The organism is Paraburkholderia sp. UYCP14C (genome assembly GCF_004197395.1).
Lineage (GTDB): Bacteria > Pseudomonadota > Gammaproteobacteria > Burkholderiales > Burkholderiaceae > Paraburkholderia.
This window is the reverse complement of sequence record NZ_SELS01000064.1, coordinates 1-23,339: the sequence shown is the minus strand read 5'-3', so window position 1 is coordinate 23,339 and position 23,339 is coordinate 1. Positions and strand designations below refer to the sequence as shown.

The window sequence follows — 23,339 nt, the reverse complement described above, 5'->3', positions numbered from 1 at the left end:
CCCCGCCGACACCGGGCAAGGTTTCGACTTAACCGCATCTAAGCGCCGCTACCGGATCCATTTGCGAGACATTCTGCATAGCGGCGTACGGCCTGCCTGACCTCCTCCACTCCTTTTGACGCGAGCAGTTCGATGAGTTGCGAACCAACGACGATCAAATCGGCAGTACCTGCGAGTGCCTGCGCTTGAGCCGTGTCCCGGATGCCAAAACCGGCCGCGACTGGCAGTGTCGTGTGGCGACGCACGCGCGTGATGGCCTTGCTGACCTCGGCGGGAACGCAACGCATGGCTCCCGTGGTGCCGGTGAGAGCCGTGTGATAGACGAATCCGCTCGCTTCGCACAGCACCTCGGCAAGGCGCGCATCGTCGCTGGTCGAGGCGGTCATGGCGATGAGGTGGAGGCCTGCGGCACGTGCGGATTCCCGGTACGGTGCAGCGTGCTCCACCGGCAGGTCGACCAGCAGCAGCGCATCAGCTCCGACGCGTACGGCGTCAGACAAAGCGCTCCACCCCGTGCTGCATCACCGGGTTGAGGTAGCCCATCAGAACCACGGGTGTAGAAACATCGGTTTCACGCAGGGCCGTGACGAGTTCCAGCGTACGCGCGACGGTCTGGCCTCCGGCACGGGCGCGCAAGTGTGCGGCCTGGATGCTCGGGCCGTCGGCCACCGGATCGCTGAACGGCATACCGAGCTCGATGATGTCGGCACCCGCTGCGCCGAGGCTGCGGAGCAAGGCCAGGCTGGTGGAAAAATCCGGGTCGCCGGCGGTGAAGTAGCAGACCAATCCGCTGCGGCCTTGTTCGCGCAGGCGAGCCAAGGTGTCGTCGAGTCGGCTCATACGGTTTCTCCCTGATGGTGGAGGACAGTGGCCAGATCCTTGTCGCCACGGCCACTGAGACCGACGACGACGATCTGTTCCGGCGTCATGGTCGGAACCAGCCGGCGGGCGAAAGCCAGCGCATGCGCACTCTCCAGCGCCGGCAGAATGCCCTCGCCGCGCGTCAGCCAGTGGAAGGGCTTTCTGGCCAACTGGCAGATCCCTCGGCTGGCAAACTTCGAGGCGACTCATCCGGAAATCCGCTTGCACCTGCATACCTGCGGCGAACTCGATGCGCTCGAGAAACAGCGTGTCGATGCGCTGATCGTCAGTGGGCGCGATTGGCCGCGCACGATCGCCGCCACCGTGCTGTTCGAGGATCGGGTCGGCCCGGTGTGCATACCGTCTCTCGCCGCAGGCCTGCGGCGGCCGCTTGATGTGGCCGGCCTTCCGCTGCTGCACACGAAATCCCATCCACAGGCATGGCCGAGCTGGGGGGAATTGCAGGGGCTGGACGATCCGGGATTTGCCAAAGGGCGCCAGTTCGATCACCTGCCACTGATGCTGGAAGCTGCCGCGGCCGGGCTCGGTATCGCTGTCGCGCCATCCATACTGGTGGCGAGAGAGATCGAGAGTCAGCGCTTGCTGGCGCCCTTTGGGTTCGTTGCCTGCGGAGCATCGTTCGCGTGCTGCGTGCTCAAGGCACGCGCGGAGCAGCCGGAGTTGCGTAGCCTTTGCGAATGGCTAAGCAGACAATGCGGAACATCGGATTGAACCGGCTCCGGGTGGTTCGATGGAGCCGAGTCCGATCTGGGTGATCGAATGATGGCAACGTAGCTTCTCCATCTGTTCTGCACCGCTCAGGTCTGGAAGTAGGTCAAGCCCAGCGCGCTTTTGACCTCGGACAGCGTTTCTCCGGCCACCTCCCGCGCGCGCATCGTACCGCGACGCAGGATCGCGAGTACCTCGCCCCGGTCTTGCTCCAGTTCGCGACGGCGCGTGCGAATCGGGTCGATAAGCGCCTGGAGTTGCTCGTTCAGCACCCGCTTGACCACGCTATCGCCCAGTCCCCCGCGGCGGTAATGCGCTTTGAGCTCGTCCACCTTCTGTACGTCCGGCTCGAACGCATCGAGGAACGCAAATACGACGTTACCCTCTACCTGACCCGGGTCGCTGACTCGCAAGTGGTTCGGGTCGGTATACATGTTGTTGACCGCCTTCGAAATTTCGTCCTCAGTGGCGCCCAAAGTGATGGCATTCCCGAGGGATTTGCTCATCTTGGCTTTGCCGTCGATGCCGGGCAATCGAGTGACCTGCGACAGCACAGCCTCGCATTCGATCAGTACGGATCGGTCGACGGTGTTGTTGAAGCGGCGCACCAATTCGTTGGTCTGCTCGATCATCGGTAGCTGGTCATCGCCCACCGGCACATGCGTCGCCTTGAACGCGGTGATATCAGCGGCCTGACTGACCGGGTACGTCAGGAAGCCGGCTGGGATGTCGCGCTCGAACCCCCGCAGGCGAATTTCCTCCTTGATCGTGGGGTTGCGCTCGAGACGCGCGAGCGTCACGAGATTGAGCAGGTACTGCGACAGCTCCGCCAATTCCGGCACCTGCGACTGTATGAGGATGGTCGATTTCGCCGGGTCGATACCAACGGCCAGGTAGTCGAGCGCTACTTCAATCACATTCCCGGTTACTTTCCGATGCCGGCCGACGTTGTCGGTCAACGCCTGTGTGTCCGCGAGAAGGAGGAACTGCCGAGCTTCATGCTGAAGCTGGACTCGCGCGCGAAGGGAACCGATATAGTGGCCGAGATGAAGCGGGCCGGTCGTTCGGTCGCCGGTCAGGATGGTGGGACGGTTTGCGTTCGTCATGGACTGGAGCCTCAGATTTTCGATGGCACCAGTCGTCAGCGCGCAGAAACAGAAATGCCGCCAGGACTGGCGGCATCACGTTTGCGATATGCGTGGGGAAACGGGCCGCCGGATTCAGGCGTGCCACCAACGTTGCAGTTTCAGCGAGGTCGGTTTCGTATCCATAAAGCCCAGTATAGTGCAGCCGTTCGGCCAATGTCGAATGGCTGCAATGCTAACGCTTGTCAGTTGTAGCCAAGTACAGCGGCAGACGACACGTCCGGTCTCTCCGGCACATTCGAGGCAATCGTCGATGCCGTCGATGCAAGAAACGATCGATACAACGATCGAGATCGATTTTCAGCGCCCTCCTTGTCGTTTCGAGCATGCTTGTCGCCAATGCTCGAGTCGATACTGACAGGCGATAGATTGAAATTCTTCATGGTGTCTTCTCCCTCTTCCTGGTGCTTATAACCGGTTGATTTACTTGTCGCGGCCGGACACTTCCGGCCATTTACAACGAACTGTTGCTCAGTGCAGCTTGACGTGCGGCGCCGTGCTTCGACGAAGCCGATGCGCGAGCGTATTGACGATCATGCGTGCATAGCCATGCAGCGCGGCAACATGCATCCGATACAGCGACAGGTACATGAAGCGAGCGAGCAGTCCGTCCACCAGCATGCTGCCGCCGATAAGACCTCCCATCAGGCTGCCCACCGCGTCGGCGTGCCCGAGCGACACGAGCGAGCCGAGATCGCGATAGGTAAACTCCGGAAGCTTTTGCCCCTCGATGCGTCGCGCCAGTGCCTTGACCAAAAAGGATGCCTGCTGATGGGCCGCCTGAGCGCGCGGCGGAACATTGCGCTCGTAACCCAGCCATGGGCAGGCCGCGCAATCGCCGAACGCGAAGATATGGTCGTCGAGATCCGTTTGCAGCGTGCGACGCACACTGAGTTGTCCCAGATGATTGACTGTCAGCCCATCGAGCGTTGACAGCACCGCAGGTGCCTTGATGCCCGCGGCCCACACAGTGAGATCCGCACGCACCGTCTTGCCGTTTTTCGTGCGGATCAGTCCGGGCGTGACTTCCGCGACCCGCTCGTTGAGCATCAAGTTGACGTTGAGTTTGCCCAGCAATCCGGCTGCTGCGGTGGACACGCGCTCTTTCAATGCCGGCAGAATCCGCGGCCCTGCTTCAATGAGCACTATCCCGACGTCGTGTGTGGGGTCGAGTCGATGCAAGCCGTATGATGAAAGTACCTTCGCCGTATTGCGCAATTCGGCGGACAACTCCACGCCAGTAGCGCCCCCACCCACGATCGCGACCTGGACGCGAGGCGTGTGATCGGCGGGCACGCCATCAGCGTTCTGTTCACCGGCGTCTCGCTGTTGTTCGGCGCGAATGCAAGCCGCAATCAGGCGTTTTCTGAAGCGTTCCGCTTGAGCGACGTTGTCGAGCGACAGCGAGTTTTCCGCAGCGCCTGGCACGCCGAAGTAATGCGTTGTACTACCGATGGCGAGAATCAACGAGTCGTACCCGATCCGGCGCGGAGGTACCAGTTCGGTTCCGTCGTCATCGAGCAATGGCGACAGCAGCACGTGCCGCGAGTCGCGATCCAGTCCGACGAGTTCGCCCTGAATGAACTGGAAGCCGTGCCACTGGGCTTGCGCGGCATACGCCAGTTCCTGTGCGAATGGATCCAGACTTCCCGCTGCGACCTCGTGCAGCAGGGGCTTCCAGATATGCGTCGGGTTGCGGTCGATCAACGTAATGGACGCACGTTGCGCCCCGCTTCTTCGTCGGCCGCCATAACGATCGCCCAGCCTCGTTGCGAGTTCGATTCCCCCCGCCCCTCCTCCCACGATCACAAAACGATGCATGCAGATTCTCCCTGGTCGACGACGCGCGGTACGGAAACTCAACACAACGGTTGAGAACAACTATCGCAGAAGCCAGACGGCGGGAAAATCTCATAGTTCTGATGGTTGTCTTCAGTTTTTCTGATTGATAGATCTCCCACTGACTTCGTGATGGTCAGGATGAAGTGATCAACGTTCGGAGTTTTGGTCGACGGACTGATGCGTTTGAAGGTGGGGTTTACTCCCCTCTGAAATCGCATCGCTTGATTGATCGATGGAAGAAGAGATCGTTGACGGTTGCCGTCGACTCTGCGATCCCTGCTTTATTCTGCAATGCGCTTGAAGCTGGCGTAGTAATCGTCGGTGTAATAGCACTCGCCGGTCTGCTTGCGCGCTCCCCCACATACGACCCGACGCTGCCCGCGATCCGTTGCGCCTGGTGTGCGAACCGTGTAGGTGTGGTAGTAGCCGCGCGGATGCTTCGGCAGCAAACCCGCACTGTTACGAAACAGGACGCCGTCATCGCTAAACGGGAAAGGGCCGCCCGCTTTGATCAATCGGAGTGTTTCGGTTGCCTCCGCCGACAATTGCGCTTTGGTGATCGTGCCAACCGTGCCGGGTCCCTGCGCGCCTGATGCGGCGGTTGCCTCGCTCGCACTTTGTGCTGGCTGAACCGGCGCCGAGCTCGCGGATGCGCCCGACGCCTCAGTGGCGTTCTGCGATCCCTGCTTGCCGCACCCGCCGAGGATCGCGCTCAATGCGACGATGCAAAAGAAAGCCCACGTTCTCTTCACGAAACGGTTCTCCCTTCGTTGACCAGGACCCGACGACCAGCATAGATGTAAAGGTATCGCTAATGACGGAGCGAATCAACGTTCGATCGGAAATAGGCATTTTCGACGTCGGGACATACGTCGCGTGTTTAGCCGTGCCTGACGGTGCGTCGATGCGGCTTCTTCTGGGCGCCATCGGGCATCCAGCCGGTTCCCCTATCGCGAACATTCGTCGCATGCGGCGAAAAGGTCCTGCGTATAAGATGAATCAACACTTGGTTGCCGGTCGGAGCAGTCATGAAGCGCACCATCAGGATCGAATCAGATCAAGTCGACACATCACCTCGCATCGCTCTGTGGGCGCTCGGATTCAGGCCGTTCTATCTGGCCGGCGCTCTGTTCGGCAGTATTGCCATGCTGCTCTGGCTCGGCGCGCTGGCTGGTTGGCCGCTCTTGGACTCCGCGTCCTACATGTCGGGAACGCTGTGGCACGTCCACGAAATGATCTTTGGATTTGGCGCCGCAATCGTCACGGGATTTCTGCTGACGGCGGTGCGCGCGTGGACCAGCACGAATCCCGCGCAGGGCGCCGGTCTCGCGGCACTGTTGCTTCTTTGGCTGGCGGGCCGGATTCTGATGTGGCTCGGAGCGGGCCCGCTCGGCGTCGTCGTGGACGTGGCGTTTCTGCCGTGGTTGCGCTTGTTCTGTTGCGCGTGCTCCTGAGGGCGAAGAATCGCCACAACGTCTTTCTGCCGGTCGCGGTCGGAATGCTCGCGCTTCTCAATGCCCTCTTCCATGTGTGGGCAATGCACGGTCAAGGCGACTGGGCGCTGCGCAGTGCATGGCTCGCGGTCGGGATGCTCGTTCTGTTCGTCACGATCATCGGCGGACGCATCATTCCGTCGTTTAGCGCCAATGCGGTTCCGGGTTTTAGCGCGAGACGCTGGCGATTCGTCGAAGCGACCGTCATTCCGGCGACGCTGCTCGCGTTTCTGCTGGACGCGCTTGGTGCGCCGTGGGCGGCGATCGTCGCCGCGTCCGCCGCAGCGGCGGTCGTTCATGGACTCCGGCTCAGCGGATGGCGTTCGTGGCGCGTCGGCTATCGCCCCATCCTCCTGATCCTGCATATCGCCTATGCGGGGATTCCGGCGGGCTTCGTGATGCTGGCACTCGTCGCGCTCGGCGTTGCCCCGCATTCGGTCGCGATTCATACGTTCACGGTCGGTGTCATCGGCTGCGCGATCATCGCGATGATTACGCGCACCGCGCGCGGACATACCGGACGCGAACTCGTGGCCGGGCGGGTCGAGATCGTCTGCTACGGTCTCGTCATTCTGGCGACGTTGATCCGGGTACTCGGCCCGTGGCTCGCGCCGCAGCTCACGATGGCCTGGATATACGCGTCTGGCCTATGCTGGGCGGTCGCGCTGGTTCTCTATTGCGTTCGGTACGCCGCGTGGCTCGTCCTCGCCCGAGCCGATGGCAAACCGGGTTGAAGTCCGCATCTTCCTTGAAGCGGCCAGCAAGCGGCGTCGGTCCTGGTTGCTTCGAACGCCCCGCTTCCCCCCTCGGCTGACCTTCACGTTCACGATAAGCGCCTTGTCTATAAAGCAGGCTGCGATGCATCCGGCATCGCCATCTGCGTCAGCCGTTACGGCGGATTCGCAGCGATAACACAGCAAGAATCAGAGTGTTCGCGCCGGCCCGCTGGCCTATCTTTTCCATGCGATCGCACAGTAGAGGGCTTGCTCAGCGTTATTGACTGGAGTTCAACCATGTTGCCGCTTCTCTCGCTTCACGCGCTCGCCGCCCAACGTGGCGACGGACTGCGTCCTGAACTCAAAGCCTTGCTCGAACGCCATGCCGGACTGGGACCGGTCTAGCCGTTGCCATCGAACCTGTCGAAACAGACTCTCTTTCCCAGGCGGCAGGGATCGGCGACGATGTTCCGGTGACGGAGTGCGGGACCACCCGTCGTCGGCGGACGTGTCATGTTCACGCACGAGCGGGCGATAAGACACCAGCTTCCAAACGATTCAAACGGAACGATATGACCCATTCGCTTTTGTGGGCGAACGCCAGGGATTTCATGCGCTGCCGTTTTCGTATCTCGCTCAACGGTCGTGGTACGCGCCGTGACGCTGACGCGCAAGCCTTCAATCAACGCCATGCTCGCGCGGGACAACGCCCACCAGCCTGAAGAATGCGTCGGCAATAGTTAACTCCCCAACCAATGTACAAAAACTACATTTAAGTCGTTGCAAACATGTAGTTTTTCTACTACTATCGCCTCGTCGGTCGAATTTACGACCTTCACGGTACCTCCTCGGCGCAGTGCGCATACCGCAAGAGAACGAGTGCAGACGATCTATCCGCATTCTTGATTGTTACCGGTAACGTAATCGCATCGAATGGATCGAGCCGTTCGCGAAGGGCGTCTGGTCCGAATTTCTCACATATAGGGTAAGCGCACTGTCGTGCGGAAATCCGAGTTATGGCCTGGTCGCTCGATCAGGCGGCTCCGCCGCAGTCGTCAAAATCGCACAATGTATTTGCGCGAGGTGTTGATCCTGATCGCAGTGCCATCTGATTAATTAGTCGTACCAATGACATCATCAGCAGCGAAGTTTCTGTCCCACATAGTCAGCAGACAAGCGTGTGCGCAACCCGCGGGGCGACGTATGCGATTTCGCTGCGGCAGAGACTACGAACCGAACCATTTTCGTCGGACGACCTGATGCAATTCAGGTCGCGGCAATACGTTGTGCCAAATCAATGGTGCGTTGTGCGAGACGGCCATTGGGTTATTCACGTTCCTCGCAGACATGACGATCACGGATGGAAAGAATGACGAAACGAATTGCTGTAGTGACTGGCGGTATGGGCGGCCTGGGAGAAGCGATCAGTACAAAGCTGCACGATGCAGGTTACGCGGTGGTAGTCACGTACTCGCCGAACAACACCGGCGCAGCTGAATGGCTCGCGAACATGGAAACACAGGGCAGGAAATTTCTCGCGTATCCGGTCGATGTGGCCGACTACGATTCATGCCAACACTGTGCGGCCAGAATTCAGTTCGACGTCGGCCCGGTCGACATTCTGGTGAATAACGCCGGAATCACCGAGGACATGACGCTCCGGAAGATGAACAAGGTCAACTGGGACGCGGTCATCCGCACCAATCTGGATTCGGTTTTCAACATGACGAAGCCGCTGTGCGAAGAGATGGTCGCACAGGGTTGGGGACGCATCGTCAACATTTCGTCGGTCAACGGCTCGAAAGGCTCGATCGGCCAAACCAACTACGCCGCCGCCAAGGCCGGCATGCACGGCTTCACGAAATCGCTGGCGCTCGAAGTGGCGCGTAAAGGGGTGACCGTCAACACGATTTCGCCGGGCTACCTCGCGACGAAGATGGTCACCGCGATTCCCCAGGAGATCCTCGATACGAAGATCCTGCCGCATGTCCCTGTTGGGCGTCTGGGCAAGCCCGAGGAAGTGGCGGCGCTCGTGCTTTACCTCTGCTCGGACGATGCCGGCTTCGTGACCGGCGCCAATGTTGCAATCAACGGCGGCCAGCACATGCAGTAACAGTAGCGCGACGCCCACGCCAGCCGGTTCGTGCAGGGACACCTCACAAACCGACCTGAAACGCTCACGCAACATCCCTACGCTTCGATGAGAGAAACGTGTCATGAGTGAAACCTGGATAGGTTTGATTATCGGAGGCGCGGCTCTTGGTATCGCAATGTTGATGGTCGTTGGCCACTATCGCCGGGAACGAATGCGGGCACGAACGCTGCGAAATCTGGATCGTCATCAGTCGTGGCATCGAACGGACTCGCGAAAGTGATTGCAGCGCGGCGCACACATAACCACATAGCCACGAAGCAGGCTCAACTGACGCCTGACGCACGGACCGGATAAAGTCGGTCACCACATTGAGAGAAGTGGATGAAAACTACAGGCAGGAAACGGTCTGGAGACGGAGAGAGCCCTTATACGCCACTGACTGCCGAGGATGCAATTTCCCACCTCGAACGAGTCCTGTCGGCCGGTGCCGCGCAATCTTTGTTCAGCGGCGTCTACTGGCGCGCACGGGTTCAGCAGCTGAGCGCTACACGAGGGTTGACTCCGCTGCAGCGGGCTCGGCTCGTGAGACTACTTAAGTCTCTTCCGTCCCCGGCTCGGGGCAAAGATCCATCGTAGACCTTGCCTTCATCTGCAGGATCGTCGCATTCGGAATCGACACTGCCGCCGCAACTACTTGCGCATTTTCTGCTTGAGTCCCGTGCTGCCGACTATCGCGACAACGGCTTCGATCAATGGATTTTCGCGGACCGCTGGACGATGAGGCGTTGATCAACGCATGCCACGCGATTCGGCGCTTCTGTCGATCGCTCACCGGGGAGTGCCATGTCGATGCGGCGTGAAATGATGAAGGAAACGGTGGCCTTGTGCGTACAGGGTGTCGAACTCGACATCGCCGCGATGCATTGCGCGGGCGAGCTCGCACCGATCGTCTTCCTGCACGGCTTCGGTTCGACCAAGGAGGACTATGCGGATATCGTTCGCTATGCCGCGTTCGCCGGGCGTCCCGTGCTCGCCTTCGACGCGCCGGGTTGCGGAGCGACGCGATGCGGGGATCTGTCGAAGCTATCGATTCCATTTCTCGTGGCGACGGCGAAGGCCGTTCTCGAACACTTCGACATCCGCCGATTCCATCTGGTCGGCCATTCGATGGGAGGTCTCACGGCGCTCATGCTGGCCCACGAGGAGCCGGCGGGCGTGCTCAGCTTCGCCGACATCGAAGGCAACGTGGCTCCGGAAGACTGCTTCCTGAGCCGCCAGGTCGTCGACTATGCCGCCGACACGGCGGAAGCCTTCTTCGAGGACTTCATCGAGCGAACGTGGCACTCGCCGTTCCAGTCGTGTCCGCTGTATGCGGCGAGCCTCGGACACAAGGTGCGCGCGGAGGCGGTACGGGGCATCTTCACGTCCATGGTTCAGCTGTCCGACCATGGGGATCTGATGACGAAGTTCCTGTCGCTTCCGTTTCCCCGGATGTTCATGTACGGGGAGCAGAACGCTTCGCTGTCGTATCTGCCACGCCTGAAGGAAAACGGAGTGCAGTTGGCGGAGATCCCGCACTGTGGACACTTTCCGATGTACTCGAACCCCGTCGAAATGTGGAAACGGTTGGGTCAGTTCATCTCGGACGCATCGGCGTCGTGAGCGCGACTTTCGTGCGGCGCGCACTCGCGCCGCGAAACTGGTGCGAAAATCGCGGTTCAACGACAGGTTTTCACGTCTGCTGCGGAGTATGAAATGGACGATCCCTATGACCTTCAGCGCTTCGTCGATGCACAGGATCCGGTCTACGCCCAGGTATGCGATGAACTGACGCATGGACGCAAGCGAAGCCACTGGATGTGGTTCGTGTTTCCCCAAATCCAGGGGCTGGGCGCCAGCGCAATGGCTCAGCGCTTCGCGCTTGCGTCACTGGCCGAAGCCCAAGCCTATCTGCGCCACCCGATTCTCGGCCCACGGCTGCGTGAAACGACGCAACTGGTCAACCTCGTCAGCGATCGCTCCATCGAGGATATTTTCGGGTATCCGGATGACCTCAAGTTTCGCTCGTCGGTCACCCTGTTCGCGCGCGCCACGAACGACAACGACGTGTTCGTCGAAGCTTTGCGCAAGTATTTCGGCGGAGAAGCCGATCCGCGAACCCTGCAGCTGCTTTAAGCCATCTTTGCAGCGAGACTGCACGCTCGGGCGCGGCGAACCGCACGATTCCGATCCTGGTGCGGTGTGTCGTCACTGCCCGCTCGCATCGGCTGCACGCGAGCGGTAGAGCAGCAGATGATCAGTGGCGGATTCGGATAGCCAGACTTCGCCCGGACGGCCCATCATCTGACGCACGTTGGCGTGGTCGCGCTGCAGCGGCAACACGTCGAAGCGCTCGGCACGCGGATCGAAGCGCACTAGCGCGTTAGCGCTCCATTCACTGAGCCAGACGATGTCCCGATCGTCGACGAATATTGCGTACGCGTGCGGATCGCTGCCGGGCAGTCGCCATTCGCGCCATTGATGCGTGGCGGGATCGAATACGCCGACTTTTCCGGCGTTCCACTCGCTGACCCAGACGCGCCCGCTGGAATCGGCCCACACGCGGCGCACGCCCTGATGCTGCGTTGGTGGCTCGATGACCTGCGCCGCGCCCGTCGCCGGGTCGATGCGACCGAGGTAATTCCCCGCCAGCGACGCGAAATACAGATCCCCGGAGCGCGTCACGCAGATACCGTAGGGCCCGGCGCCGCGTGGTGCATCGAAGACGCGCATGCGCGCTCGCTGCGGATCGAGTTCACCGTAGATACCACTTTGCCCGGTAAACCACAGATGTCCCTGTTTGTCGAACACCGCGGTGTTCAGATTGGCGTCTGGTCGGTCCTTCGGCAGCGGAAAACGCGTGACGGCGAGCGTCTTCGGATCGATGCGGACAATTGCGTTCTGGCCGCCGTCAGTGACCCACGCCGCACGATCGGGACCGACGATCACGCCATGTGGCGCCGATCCGGCGCCGAGCGCGATCGTGTCGATTTTGCCGCTGCGCGGGTCGAGCCGCCCGACGGCTCCCCGCGCTTGCGCGGTGTACCAGACCGTGCCGTCTTGCGCCGGTGCGACATCATGCGGTGCGCTGCCGTCCGCGACGGCGAAGCTCTCGAACGACGGCGGCCGTGTTTGCGCCTGAGCGATGCCGAGGTTGCCTGCGCCCGCCGCGCATGCGATGACGTATAGGGCCGAGGCAATCGCAAAACGGGCGGGATGGCTCGCGAACATCCACCAAAGAAGCCTCGCGAGTAATAGCAGAGGAATCAGCATGGATGGTCTCCATCGCTGTTTGTGGCAACTAACGTATCACGATTGCAACCCGCGAGTTCTACCCGCCGTTTCGATGGTCAGCAGCGCCCTGCGCGTCAGTGTCTGCCTTCAGGCGATCTCGATCACATTGCTTCCGCGTATTTGCCCGTAGCGCAGGACGACCGGATCTCGGGTCGCGAAACGCCCAAGCCCGCTCTTTAGGTGCAGGTACGCCTCAGCACTAGGGTAAACACAGATTCGATCGCCCAAAAACCTTTATAAAATGACAAACATTAGCAAGGAGCAACAATGCTTGCTATAGATTAATCAAGCACACCCCCGCAGAACCCGGAGATGCCATGCAGATCGACTACCAAACGATGCGGTTCGACTACGAGCGAGCCGCCGACCACGATGCCGTTGCACCGGTCACCTACCCGGTGGTCGTGATCGGCGCCGGCCCGGTCGGGTTGTCCGCGGCCATCGATCTGGCCCAGCAGGGCGTTCGCACCGTGCTGCTCGACAACGACGACACGCTGTCGAGCGGTTCGCGCGCGATCTGTTTCGCGAAGCGGACGCTGGAGATTTTCGACCGGCTCGGCTGCGGCAAGCCGATGGTCGACAAAGGCGTGAGCTGGAACGTCGGCAAGGTGTTCCTGCAAGATGAACTGATCTATACCTTCAACCTGCTGCCCGAAACGGGCCACGCGCGGCCTGCGTTCATCAACCTGCAGCAGTACTACGTCGAAGGCTATCTGGCTGAAGAGGCGCAGCGAACCGCGAATCTGCAGATGCGCTGGAAAAGCAACGTGATCGGTGTGACCCAGCAAGACGACCATGTCGAGTTGCAGGTCGAAACGCCCGACGGCATTTATTCGCTGCGCGCGCAATACGTGGTCGCCGCCGACGGCGCGCGCAGCGCGGTGCGCAAGGCACTCGGTCTCGACAGCCATGGTCGCACCTTCAAGGACCGCTTCCTGATCGCGGATGTGAAAATGAAGGCGCCGTTTCCGACCGAACGCTGGTTCTGGTTCGATCCGCCCTTCCATCGCAATCAATCGGTACTGCTGCACAGGCAGCCCGACAACGTCTGGCGCATCGATTTCCAGCTCGGCTGGGACGCCGATCCGGTCGCGGAAAAACAGCCCGAAAAAGTGATTCCGCGCGTGAAAGCGCTGCTCGGCGACGATGCCGAATTCGAGCTCGAATGGGTCAGCGTCTACACGTTTTCGTGTTTGCGGATGGACAGTTTCCGGCATGGCCGCGTGCTGTTCGCGGGCGATTCGGCGCATGGCGTATCGCCGTTCGGCGCGCGCGGCGCGAATAGCGGCGTGCAGGACGCCGACAATCTCGCCTGGAAGCTGCGCCTCGTCGTCAACGGCGATGCGCCGCCGGCGCTGCTCGATACCTATGCCTCCGAGCGCGAATATGCGGCGGACGAAAACATCCTGAACTCATCGCGCGCCACCGACTTCATCACGCCGAAAAGCGCGGTGTCGCGGATGTTCCGCGATGCCACGCTGAAGCTCGCGAAGGAATGTTCGTTCGCGCGGCGCCTCGTCAACAGCGGCCGGCTATCGGTGCCGGCGGTTCTGCGCGACTCGCCGCTCAACACGTCCGACGCCGACGCGTTCTGCGGCGCGATGGTGCCCGGCGCGGCAAGCACCGACGCGCCGGTCAAGCTCGATGGCGCAGACGCCTGGCTCCTGAATCAGATCGCACATGGCGGCTTCACGGGTGTGCACTTCTGCGGCCAGGGAGACGACCTGGCGAAATGCGCCGATGAGCTCCGCGCGCTCGCAGGCCTCGCGGTTCCGGTTCACTCGTTGATCGTCGTGCCGCGTGGCGCGGCCGTGACCACCCTGCCCGATATGCGTCATGTGACGGTGATCGAGGACGTCGAAGGCATCGTCGCGCATCGCTTCGACGCGCGGCCCGGCACGTTTTATCTGCTGCGTCCGGACCAGCATGTCTGCGCGCGCTGGCGCGTCCTCGACACCGCAGCGGTCGCCAAGGCCGTGGATCGTGCAACCTGCAACGGATAACCATCATGACCAAGCTGAACATCGAAACGAACATGGCCGATCCCGACGCGTTCTATGAAAAGCTCATCGACGCGCACAACGGACTGACCGACGAGCAAAGCCATTTCATGAACGCGAAGCTCGTGCTCCTGCTCGCGAACCACATCGGCGATGCCGACGTGCTGCTCGAAGCGCTCGCGCTGGCGCGTGCGGGTGTCGCTCCGGAGCCTGCGTGACCGAGTCACCGCGCGCCGCGTGACCCGAGCCCAGCGAAAGTTTCAGCGCCCGATCCAGCCGAACCGCCACGACAGCCGTCGTGTCGTGGCGAGCAGCCTCTGCGCGGTCGTGCCGTGCGTGCTGAAATCAAAACCGCCCGACGGACCGATCACCGCCACCACCAGACTGACGCTGCCCGTGTGATCGAACACGGGTGCGGCCAATGCGCCGATGCCCGGCACCGGCGCATCGAGTGCGTCATCGATGCCGTCGCTCACGACCTTCGCGAGGCGTGCCTGATAGGCCGACGCCAACGACGGCGCGCCTTTTTTCGGCGCCACGAGCACGTCCGCAGTCGACGCGCCCGCGAGCCGGATCGATTCCTGCGACAACAGTCCGACCAATACGTCGTCCGCGAGATGCGCGGCGAACACGCGCCCTATCGCCGTGTTGACCAGCGACATCACGGTGCCCACGCGCAGGCTCACGTGCTGCGGTCGCGCCGATTCTTCGAAGCGGATCACGGTAGGACCCAAAGGTCCAAGAATCGCCACCGCGACGCTCATGCCGGACTCCGCGGCGAGCGTGACGATCTCCGGTTCGGCATCGCGAATCGGCGACATGCGCTGCAACGCGATCAGGCCGAGTTCCATGCCGAGCGGTCCCGCGCTGAAAAGACCGGCGTCGTCGCGGCTCAGCAAGCCCACCTTGAGCAGACTCACCAGATGCGGAAACGCCTTGGCGGCGGGCATATCGGCGGCGGCGGCCAGATCGCGCAGCGACAGCGGACGGCCGGCGGCAACGAGTGCCAGCAGGAGTTCGCCGGTGTTGTCGAGCGCGCTGATCCCGCGCTGGGCTTTCGTGTCGTTGAGTTGGGGCGGGTTCGCGTCGGGCGCGTCCGGGGTTTCGATCTGCATGATTCTCAGGTGGGGGTGACCAGCGTTTCGGTGATACGTCGGGACGTTTCGAGCAACTGACGTGCAACCGCGCCATCCCACGCGACGTCGATCGAGCCCGACGAGCCGATCGCCGTCAACGCGAGTTGCATTCGTTGGTCGCCATCGAACACCGGCACGCTCAGACTGCTGATGCCCGGACTCGGCACATCGATTCCGCGCTCGATGCCGCGAGCGCGGATCTCATCGAAGCGTTTGCGCCACTCCGCGTTAGCCGGCCCTTTGGCGGCGCGGCCGCGGGGCGGCGTCGAGTCCGCCGACTGCGCCTGGCTGCGCGCCATTTCCGCGACCTGCTGGGGCGCGCAGAACGCGCAGAACACGCGGCCCGTCGAGGTTGCTTCGAGCGACATCACCGTGCCGATATGCAGATTCACATGCAGCGGCGCACCGCTGCGCTCGTATCGCACGATGGTCGGTCCCTGCACGCCGGCCACGCAGATCGCCACGCAAAGGCCGATTCGCTCCGCGAGCGCGGCCGCATGGGGCGCCGCGATGCGATAGACCGGCTGCTGTTCGATATGCATCAGGCCAAGCCGCAACGACAGCGGCCCCGGCTCGTAGTTACCGGTTAGCGCGTCGCGCTTGACGAGGCCGAGGCGCGTCAGGCTCACCAGATAGGTATGGGCCTGCGCCGACGACAACTGCGCCGCGCCGGCCAGTTCGGTCAGCCCGAGCGGCTCGCGTTGTCGCGCCAGTGCCTGCAGCAGACGTCCGCCGACCTCGACGCTTTGAATGCCCCGCTGTTTCTTTTCGCTTGTCGTATCAGCCATCGTGTTGTGCAACCTTGAGCCGACGGAGATCCGCCCCGTTCGGTGTCGCCCGTGGAAGGCCTAAATGGTATCCGATCGGACCGTGCCGACCAACCAACGGAGTTTACCCTAGCTTAGTGAATGACAAGGAATTTTGTCATTGACAAATATTTGTGTGGCGACGACTATTAGTCATCCCCCAACGAGTCGTGAGACGGAGACAGACATGGCGAAGGCTTTCGCATCCCAGGCCGACCTGGAAGAAAAGAAGATCACGTGGACCCAATTGTCGGAAAACGCGTATGCGTACACGGCCGAGGGCGACCCTAACTCGGGCGTGATCATCGGCGACGACGGCGTTTTGATCGTCGACACCACCGCCACGCCGGCCATGGCGCAAGACCTGATCGCGAAGATCCGCAGCGTCACCGACAAGCCGATCAAATACGTCGTGCTGTCGCACTATCACGCGGTGCGCGTGCTGGGCGCGTCGGCGTACTTCAAGGAAGGCGCGCAGCAGGTGATCGCCAGCCGCGGCACCTACGAAATGATCGTCGAGCGTGGCGAAGCCGATATGAAGTCGGAGATCGAACGCTTCCCGCGCCTTTTTGCAGGCGTCGAAACGGTGCCCGGTTTGACCTGGCCGACGCTGGTGTTCGAAAAGGAAATGACGCTCTTTCTCGGCAAGCTCGAAGTGCGCATCGCGCATCTCGGCTCCGGCCACACGAAGGGCGACACGGTCGTCTGGCTGCCGTCGCAGAAGGTGTTGTTCTCCGGCGACCTGGTCGAGTACGACGCGGCATGCTATTGCGGCGACGCGCAACTCGAACAATGGCCGGCGACGCTCGAAGCGTTGCGCGCGCTGAACGCGGAGAAGCTGGTGCCGGGACGTGGCCCCGCGCTGCTGTCGCCCGCGGAAGTGAACAAGGGCCTCGACTACACGAAAGACTTCGTCACCACGCTGTTGCAGGCGGGTCGTGACGCATTCAAGGACAAGCTCGATCTGAAGGGTGCGATGGCGCTCACGCGCAAATCCATGGACCCGAAGTTCGGCCAGGTCTTCATTTATGAGCATTGCCTGCCGTTCGACGTGTCGCGAGCGTACGACGAAGCAAGCGGTATCAGCCATCCGCGTATCTGGACCGCGCAGCGCGACAAGGAAATGTGGGACGCACTGCAAGACTGATCTGATCGACCCACGCACTCCAGGAAAGACCGTTCGGTCTTTCCTTTTCCCCATTCAAACCATGAAGGCGCGCTAGACGCCTCGGGCGCGCTCGTCTTCGCACAGGCGCGCTCCGCACCTGGAGCGAGACATGCAGCATTCCCTCGATGGCAACGCCGTTGGCCATGCCGCGCCCGTCGCAAGCGACGATTCGATGTTCCGAAAGGTCGCCTGGCGCATCGTGCCGTTTCTGTTTCTTTGTTATGTCGTGTCGTTTCTGGACCGGATCAACATCGGCTTCGCGCAGTTGCAGATGAAGCACGATCTCGGCTTCAGCGATGCGATGTATGGACTCGGCGCGGCCGTGTTCTACGTCGGTTATGTTTTGTGCGAAGTGCCGAGCAACATCCTGCTGGCCAAATACGGCGCGCGCAAAACCTTCATGCGGATCATGCTGCTGTGGGGCATTGCGTCGATGTGCATGATGTTCGTGTCGAAGCCCGCGCACTTTTACATCCTGCGCTTCATGCTGGGCGTGTTCGAGGCGGGCTTTTTCCCCGGCATCGTGCTGTATCTGACGTACTGGTTTCCCGCCAGCCGACGCGCCGCCGTGATCTCGGTGTTTTTCGCCGGCGTGGCGGTCGCGGGCGTGCTCGGCGGACTGTTCTCCGGCTGGATCATGCGCGACATGAGCGGCGTGCTGAGCCTGTTCGGATGGCAGTGGATGTTTGCGATCGAAGGCGCACCGGCTGTGATCCTTGGTCTGCTTTCGTGGCGCTATCTGGTCGACAAGCCGCACGATGCAAGCTGGCTCACGCAAGCGGAAAAGGACCGGGTCGTCGCGCTGTGCGCGCAAGGTCAAGCGAAAGCAAGTGGGCATGATAGTCGCAGCTTTGCTGCCGCGCTGCTCAATCCGCGTGTTTATCTGTTCGCGTTCATTTATTTTTCGCTGACCTGTGCATCGCTGACGCTCAACTTCTGGATGCCGTTGATGATCCGTGATTTCGGCGTTCAGGATGTCGTGGCGGTGAGTCTTTATACGGTTGTGCCGAATGCGATCGGCGCGGTCGGTCTGATTCTGATTGCGCGCCGCTCGGATCGAACCGGGGAACGGCGCAAGCATTTCGCGTTCTGTACGGTGGGTGGTGGTCTCGCGCTTGCGGCGCTTACGCTGCATCTGAGCAGCTTTCCCGCGATGCTGGCTATTTTGTCTCTGGCCGCTGTGCTGATCTTCGCGGCGCTGCCGATTTTTTGGGCGGTTCCTACCGGCTATCTGTCTGGTAAAGCGGCTGCGTCGGGGATTGCGTTTATTAGCAGTATCGGCATTACGAGCGGGATCGTTAGTCCGTGGGTGATCGGTCAGATTCGTACGATGACGGGGACTATGGATCTCGCCATTTATCTGCTTGCGGGTCTGCTTTTGGTTAGTGGGGTTGCGTTGATGGTGGGGGTGAAAGGCGATGCGGGGCGGCGCTGATCACTCATCGCAGCGGATGCGGCCGGTTACTTCACATTTGGCATATTCATCGCATGCGCGCTGGCCCCGTCTAATCAACGGGCAGCACGGGAATGATCGCAAGAATTGATGCACATCAACACCAAAACTCCTTCTGGCCCTTACATACAATAGTGAGGCCATCTTCTACGATTGATGACGGGAAACACGCTTTCCAATCGCGAAATGACAGCCTTTCAACCAATGCACTATCACGGGTTCGACCGTTCACCATAAAGGAGGCAACCATGCACAGGAGAAACTTCTTACGAACAGGTGCCGCAGTGCTAGCGGGCACGGGTCTGACATTCAGCGGATATACGGCGACGATGAGTGCCGCCGTTGCCGCGGAGTCGAACGCATCGAAGCGGCACGAAATCGATGCCAAGGTGAACGAGACTTTGTCGCGATTGTTTGAGACGGTCGGCGGTTCGAAAGAACTCGTCTCCAAGGCGAACGGCGTACTCGTGTTCCCGTCCGTGATCAAGGCCGGCTTCATCGCCGGCGGCGAATACGGCCAAGGAGCGTTACGGGTTGACGGGAAGTCAGTCGGCTACTACAGCACAATAGCCGGATCATTCGGCTTGCAGGCGGGTGCGCAGTCGAAGGCCATGATCTTTCTATTTATGACGCACGAGGCGTTAAACAGCTTCCGCAATTCTAAAGGCTGGTCGGTCGGTGGAGAAGGTTCTGTCGCGCTACTGAAGGTCGGCGTGAATGGACAGATCGATACGACTACGGCCACCGCTCCTGTTGTGGCCATCGTGTTGACTAATGCGGGTTTGATGGGGGATGTGTCGCTTGCTGGTACGAAGGTTTCTCGATTGAAGATCTGATGGGGTGGCGGGTGAAGGCGACAAAGGGCTTGTCGCCTGATTGCGCTGGTTTAACATTGACACACAGGTCCAATCCGATGCGAACGCGAGGACGCGACAATCCTTCCCGCTGACCCGAAAAAACGACCAATGGACCACGTGCAAAGCTCATAGCCGACTGAGATCCCCATGCACCTGTTGCAGTACTTTCTGCATTGATGCATCAAAGTGGGACTGAATCTCGCCCTGCCCGCTTGCCCAGTTAACACTCGTATCGCCGCCCCGATAGATCTTTTCCTTAAGCAGGACGTTCAACCGAAAGTAGCGAACCTTGAATACGAGGCTCGTTGCGACAGACGAATTTACTTCATTGATCCATGCCTTGAGCAAGTCCACTTCTAGAGTCACTGCATTCATTGTCTCCGGTTGAGCTGCCACCCGTGACGACGAACTACAGTTCAAAGTCGCGAAAGATGACCTCACCCATCCTGTCACGTCGATTGGCGATTTGATGGTTCGAAGACCTACCTGTCCCATGGTCGACGGGGCAAGTCGGCTGTCTTTTACCTGACCAATGAGCGCACAATTACCATCAGCGGAACCAGGATTGGTTGTATTGGTTGTCTCCTCCGGCAGCCCTTGCCGCGCGGATCTATATTGATCGCTTAACGTAATGGGCGAAGTCGTACACCCCGCAAGGAGCGTAGTCACGACGGCCAACACAGCGGAGCGACGCAGGCGCGGCAGCGACGGTTTAGTCTGGCAGTTCATGGACCGCCTTACCGTACTACGCTTTCGGTCATCAACTCTTCTTTTGATGGAGTCTTCGCCAACTGATCTGGACTGTTTTCCAAATCGGATATCAAGTCTTGCGTCACTCGGTCAATTCCCTTATTCAGAGCATCGCGCGCCAAAGCACCTTGGTTCTCAGCCCAGAGCTGGGCGTTGGCGCGCTTGTCGTTACCCGGAGAGGGGAGAGTCACCGCGTAAACCCATTTGTTGTAGTACACCGCATTCTTGTCCGCCAGCCGCTCGGTTGCTTTTTGATCCGGCGTCGAAGGCGACGTTCTTGGCAGAATAGTCGTCCTGAGGCCAACCCTGAGTGTCTTGAAGTCCGAAGAGAAAACATAATCGAAGTTGTTGTACATGATCTGACTAGCTGCGGAGTCATCCATCAATTTCGCGAAGTTATCGTTCGTCGCTTCTTTTGTAAACACGGTCCCGTTCACCGCCAGCCAATTGACTTTGGCAGTAGCCTGCTTGACGGCATCGAGTGCATTTCTTTCGAAATCATAGTCAATCAAAGCTTCACGAATCGGTTTGACGGTGTCTTCCGCATCGCTCGCCCTGCTCTTTTCTACAGCCGCATCAATCAGCGCAAACAGGAGACCACCGCCTGCGATCACCGTTAGATTAGATTTATCCACATCCACATTCGCTTCTGACTGCGGGACAGAAACGATCACATCGCGACCATGTGCCACGGATCTGCTGCTCTCATCAAAGGCCTTGCTTTGCGGAATGCTCGTGGCACAACCTGTCAGTCCCAAACTAAGTAATAAAGCTACGAGGAGAATATTTTTGCAAATCATATCTGTATAACAGGAGAAGTTATGTTCAAGCCGAAACTACTGTTGCGAAGTCGCCAGTCCAGATTACGGTCCGAACGATGCGGTGGCAACGCCGTACGGCGATTCACCGGGAGCATGAAGCCATTCGCGTTCTAATCGGGAATCAACGGCCGTCCGGCGCCATACCGGAAAACGGCGACCCTCGCCGCCCGATATCAGCGAAAAATCATCCGCCCGTCATGGGCGGTACAGTTCCCCCGAAGACAGGAAACCAATATCGTAGCCGCCGGCCACGGGAACGGTCCCGTTTGCCAGTAGAGTCGCGGTGTGATCGCTGCGTGCCTGGCCAAGGCTCCCGGTGATCGCCCAAGCGCCGCTCGCCGGGTCGTACAGTTCCGCGGAGAATTGCTGGCCGGTGCTGCCGTTGTATCCACCTGCGACCAGCACCTTGCCATTCGTCAGTTGTGTCGCAGTCGTGTAGCCACGACCTGTCGTCAGGTTGCCGGTTGCTGACCACGTCCTGGTAAGCGGATCATAAAGCTCGGCCGAAGAAAGGTAGAAGTTGTTGCCACGGTACCCACCAGCCACCAGTATCCGCCCCCCCAACGGCGTGATGGTGGTATAGGCGCGCCCGGTGTTCAGGGCACCGGTGACTACCCAGATACCCTTCGCGGGATCGTAGAGCTCCGCCGAGGAGAGATAGGCGCCGTCGGAGGCAGTACCGCGAGCCGCCAGGACAGTGCCATCAGACAACAGCGTCGCAGCATAATTACTGCGTGCCATGTTCAAACTGCCGGAGGCCGACCACGTACCGCTCGCCGGGTCATACAGCTCCGATGATCGCTGGTAAAAGCCGCTGCTACCATTGAGGCCGCCCGCCACGAGTACCTTGCCATCAGACAGCAGCGTCGCGGTGTGGCGCCCGCGCGCTACCGTCATGTTGCCAGTTGCCGACCAGGTACCGTGCACCGGGCCGTACATTTCCGCCGAGGACTGAGGCACTGGCCCATTTCCATTGCTACTATTGCCGCCGGTCACCAGCACCCCACCATCTCGGAGCAGCGTTGCAGTTGGATTACTGCGACGCGTGACCAGACTTCCAGTAGGTTGCCAGGCCTGCAGCGTCGCGGGGGGCTCTTTGTTGACTTCCCCGCTGGTCCCCGCATCGCCGCTTCCGCCACACCCGGTCAGCGCACCGCCAAGCAGCCCCCCAACCAGCGGGGCTCTGCATACACCTCTGCGACTCTCCAGGACTGCTTCAATTGCAGGAAACTCGGCATGCGCCAAAGACGCTCTTCGCACTTGCGCCGGGGCCTCCGTAAAGGCTGGCCAGTGGAATGGTTGCATCTTACGGATGGTTTCGTGCCATCCCATGCGTGCTGCCTTGATCAAGTCTTACCTCGGGTGAAAGTCAAGCAGGCCCGATTGTAGATCTCAATACGCTTGTTGAACATAGGACTGCTATTAAGAATAATCCCACCGAAAGCTCCCGTGGAAGCCCCCGTCTTATTCATTTGATGAACGCACCGGTGTCAAACGCAATCTCAACTTGATACAGCTTCAGACGCAAACGCAATAGCAAATTGATACGTCTACTCCTGCGGTTATTAGCTGGTTCCCGCGTCCTTCGAATTGCGTTTGCGTTTGCGTTTGACGTCGTCCACGTCGTTTAGGCATGGCGGCGGGACGCGGTTGATCATGCCGGCCTGACGTTTTTCCTTCGCTCTGTACGAGTAATTTGTTGCCCAGACGCGAATTTCTACCCTTCGTAGGGCCTTAAAGGGCTTCCCACTTGAGCAGCAAAAAGGCGCGCAACCAAACGTCCGTGATCATCAGCAATCGCAATGCTCTCAGCGCAACTGACAAAGTCGCACCAAACCGCCGACGCTCGTTTGCGCAACACTTGAGCACGCTCCACCCACAGCCTGCCCGCAGCAACAGGCCCGACGTCTCGCCTTTCCGTGGATGCTCGTCACCGATACGATGCTCGAACGGATCGGCTTCCTGCCTGGCCACCGCGTCATGCTCAGCATCGACCACACCTACGGCAGGATCACCATTTCTCCCGATCGCGACTACACCATCGCTGGCAGGCAAATGAGTTAATGTCAATTCTGGTGTATGCGGGGGCAGAGCATGATCAAGCGGCAAGCGGTTGCTGAGCCGGTGCGCTTTC

The 23,339-nt window shown here is 60.4% G+C and carries 23 protein-coding genes and 1 pseudogene; 10 read left to right on the top strand and 14 right to left on the bottom strand.

Annotated elements, in window-relative coordinates:
• Nucleotides 1–38 precede the first annotated feature (38 nt).
• The 3 genes from EVC45_RS47765 to EVC45_RS47145 are packed head-to-tail and all read right to left on the bottom strand — an operon-like array spanning nt 39 to nt 1,031.
• Nucleotides 39–500 carry a tryptophan synthase subunit alpha gene (locus EVC45_RS47765; protein WP_306770833.1) on the bottom strand — a complete coding sequence of 154 codons (462 nt, stop codon included), beginning with the start codon at nt 498–500 and terminating at the stop codon, nt 39–41.
• On the bottom strand, nt 493–840 hold the full coding sequence (trpA, locus tag EVC45_RS47760) for a tryptophan synthase subunit alpha (RefSeq protein WP_306770832.1): 348 nt from the start codon (nt 838–840) through the stop codon (nt 493–495). Before trpA ends, EVC45_RS47765 begins: the two co-directional genes overlap by 8 nt.
• Complete coding sequence (locus EVC45_RS47145; RefSeq protein WP_306770831.1) at nt 837–1,031, bottom strand: hypothetical protein; 195 nt, start codon at nt 1,029–1,031, stop codon at nt 837–839. The genes trpA and EVC45_RS47145 overlap by 4 nt, the downstream gene beginning before the upstream one ends.
• A gap of 52 nt (nt 1,032–1,083) precedes the next feature.
• On the opposite strand from EVC45_RS47145, the gene EVC45_RS36425 reads away from it, so the two are divergent.
• Nucleotides 1,084–1,593, top strand: a complete 510-nt coding sequence (locus EVC45_RS36425; protein WP_248295399.1) for a LysR substrate-binding domain-containing protein — start codon at nt 1,084–1,086, stop codon at nt 1,591–1,593.
• 86 nt (nt 1,594–1,679) lie between these two features.
• On the opposite strand, the gene trpS is transcribed toward EVC45_RS36425, so the two are convergent.
• The 4 genes from trpS to EVC45_RS36405 form a co-directional block, all read right to left on the bottom strand.
• Nucleotides 1,680–2,696, bottom strand: coding sequence for a tryptophan--tRNA ligase (gene trpS / locus EVC45_RS36420; RefSeq protein WP_129962975.1), 1,017 nt, complete (start codon nt 2,694–2,696; stop codon nt 1,680–1,682).
• A gap of 224 nt (nt 2,697–2,920) precedes the next feature.
• The gene (locus tag EVC45_RS36415; RefSeq protein ID WP_129962974.1) at nt 2,921–3,118 is read right to left on the bottom strand and encodes a hypothetical protein; all 198 of its coding nucleotides are present in this window, start codon (nt 3,116–3,118) and stop codon (nt 2,921–2,923) included.
• Between the two features lie 88 nt (nt 3,119–3,206).
• Nucleotides 3,207–4,556 carry an NAD(P)/FAD-dependent oxidoreductase gene (locus EVC45_RS36410; protein ID WP_129962973.1) on the bottom strand — a complete coding sequence of 450 codons (1,350 nt, stop codon included), beginning with the start codon at nt 4,554–4,556 and terminating at the stop codon, nt 3,207–3,209.
• Between the two features lie 302 nt (nt 4,557–4,858).
• Nucleotides 4,859–5,329, bottom strand: coding sequence for a ribonuclease (locus EVC45_RS36405; RefSeq protein ID WP_129962972.1), 471 nt, complete (start codon nt 5,327–5,329; stop codon nt 4,859–4,861).
• Nucleotides 5,330–5,605: 276 nt separating this feature from the next.
• Between EVC45_RS36405 and EVC45_RS36400 the strand changes: the two are divergent.
• The 4 genes and pseudogenes from EVC45_RS36400 (at nt 5,606) to EVC45_RS36375 (ending at nt 11,056) form a co-directional block, all read left to right on the top strand.
• Nucleotides 5,606–6,804: pseudogene (locus EVC45_RS36400) on the top strand (NnrS family protein).
• Between the two features lie 1,351 nt (nt 6,805–8,155).
• Nucleotides 8,156–8,899, top strand: coding sequence for an acetoacetyl-CoA reductase (gene phbB / locus EVC45_RS36390; protein ID WP_129962971.1), 744 nt, complete (start codon nt 8,156–8,158; stop codon nt 8,897–8,899).
• A gap of 825 nt (nt 8,900–9,724) precedes the next feature.
• The gene (locus tag EVC45_RS36380) at nt 9,725–10,543 is read left to right on the top strand and encodes an alpha/beta fold hydrolase (protein WP_129962969.1); all 819 of its coding nucleotides are present in this window, start codon (nt 9,725–9,727) and stop codon (nt 10,541–10,543) included.
• Nucleotides 10,544–10,636: 93 nt separating this feature from the next.
• Nucleotides 10,637–11,056 carry a DUF1810 domain-containing protein gene (locus EVC45_RS36375; RefSeq protein WP_129962968.1) on the top strand — a complete coding sequence of 140 codons (420 nt, stop codon included), beginning with the start codon at nt 10,637–10,639 and terminating at the stop codon, nt 11,054–11,056.
• Between the two features lie 72 nt (nt 11,057–11,128).
• Here the strand turns inward: EVC45_RS36375 and EVC45_RS36370 are convergent, their stop codons facing one another.
• Nucleotides 11,129–12,193, bottom strand: a complete 1,065-nt coding sequence (locus tag EVC45_RS36370; protein WP_129962967.1) for a lyase — start codon at nt 12,191–12,193, stop codon at nt 11,129–11,131.
• A gap of 338 nt (nt 12,194–12,531) precedes the next feature.
• Here EVC45_RS36370 and EVC45_RS36365 point away from each other — a divergent pair, with 338 nt between their 5' ends.
• Nucleotides 12,532–14,217, top strand: a complete 1,686-nt coding sequence (locus tag EVC45_RS36365; RefSeq protein WP_129962966.1) for an FAD-dependent oxidoreductase — start codon at nt 12,532–12,534, stop codon at nt 14,215–14,217.
• A 5-nt stretch (nt 14,218–14,222) separates the two neighbouring features.
• Nucleotides 14,223–14,432, top strand: a complete 210-nt coding sequence (locus EVC45_RS36360) for a DUF2783 domain-containing protein (RefSeq protein ID WP_129962965.1) — start codon at nt 14,223–14,225, stop codon at nt 14,430–14,432.
• 42 nt (nt 14,433–14,474) lie between these two features.
• Here EVC45_RS36360 and EVC45_RS36355 read toward each other — a convergent pair whose 3' ends face one another.
• The gene (locus tag EVC45_RS36355; protein WP_129962964.1) at nt 14,475–15,329 is read right to left on the bottom strand and encodes an IclR family transcriptional regulator; all 855 of its coding nucleotides are present in this window, start codon (nt 15,327–15,329) and stop codon (nt 14,475–14,477) included.
• Between the two features lie 5 nt (nt 15,330–15,334).
• The gene (locus tag EVC45_RS36350) at nt 15,335–16,138 is read right to left on the bottom strand and encodes an IclR family transcriptional regulator (protein ID WP_129962963.1); all 804 of its coding nucleotides are present in this window, start codon (nt 16,136–16,138) and stop codon (nt 15,335–15,337) included.
• Nucleotides 16,139–16,343: 205 nt separating this feature from the next.
• Here EVC45_RS36350 and EVC45_RS36345 point away from each other — a divergent pair, with 205 nt between their 5' ends.
• The 3 genes from EVC45_RS36345 (at nt 16,344) to EVC45_RS36335 (ending at nt 19,613) form a co-directional block, all read left to right on the top strand.
• A complete protein-coding gene (locus EVC45_RS36345) occupies nt 16,344–17,303 on the top strand; it encodes an MBL fold metallo-hydrolase (RefSeq protein WP_129962962.1) in 960 nt (319 codons plus the stop codon).
• Between the two features lie 130 nt (nt 17,304–17,433).
• Nucleotides 17,434–18,759: an MFS transporter gene (locus EVC45_RS36340; protein WP_129962961.1), complete on the top strand. Its 1,326-nt coding sequence runs from the start codon at nt 17,434–17,436 to the stop codon at nt 18,757–18,759.
• 266 nt (nt 18,760–19,025) lie between these two features.
• Nucleotides 19,026–19,613 (top strand): YSC84-related protein, encoded by a 588-nt coding sequence (locus EVC45_RS36335; RefSeq protein WP_129962960.1) that lies wholly within the window; start codon nt 19,026–19,028, stop codon nt 19,611–19,613.
• Nucleotides 19,614–19,760: 147 nt separating this feature from the next.
• On the opposite strand, the gene EVC45_RS36330 is transcribed toward EVC45_RS36335, so the two are convergent.
• From EVC45_RS36330 to EVC45_RS45875, 4 genes are all read right to left on the bottom strand, one after another.
• Nucleotides 19,761–20,009 (bottom strand): hypothetical protein, encoded by a 249-nt coding sequence (locus tag EVC45_RS36330; protein ID WP_129962959.1) that lies wholly within the window; start codon nt 20,007–20,009, stop codon nt 19,761–19,763.
• Nucleotides 20,010–20,371: 362 nt separating this feature from the next.
• On the bottom strand, nt 20,372–21,076 hold the full coding sequence (locus tag EVC45_RS36325) for a hypothetical protein (RefSeq protein WP_129962958.1): 705 nt from the start codon (nt 21,074–21,076) through the stop codon (nt 20,372–20,374).
• A 324-nt stretch (nt 21,077–21,400) separates the two neighbouring features.
• On the bottom strand, nt 21,401–22,165 hold the full coding sequence (locus EVC45_RS36320) for a kelch repeat-containing protein (protein WP_168991601.1): 765 nt from the start codon (nt 22,163–22,165) through the stop codon (nt 21,401–21,403).
• Between the two features lie 774 nt (nt 22,166–22,939).
• On the bottom strand, nt 22,940–23,339 hold a 400-nt coding region (locus EVC45_RS45875; protein ID WP_168991600.1), incomplete at its 5' end, for a hypothetical protein.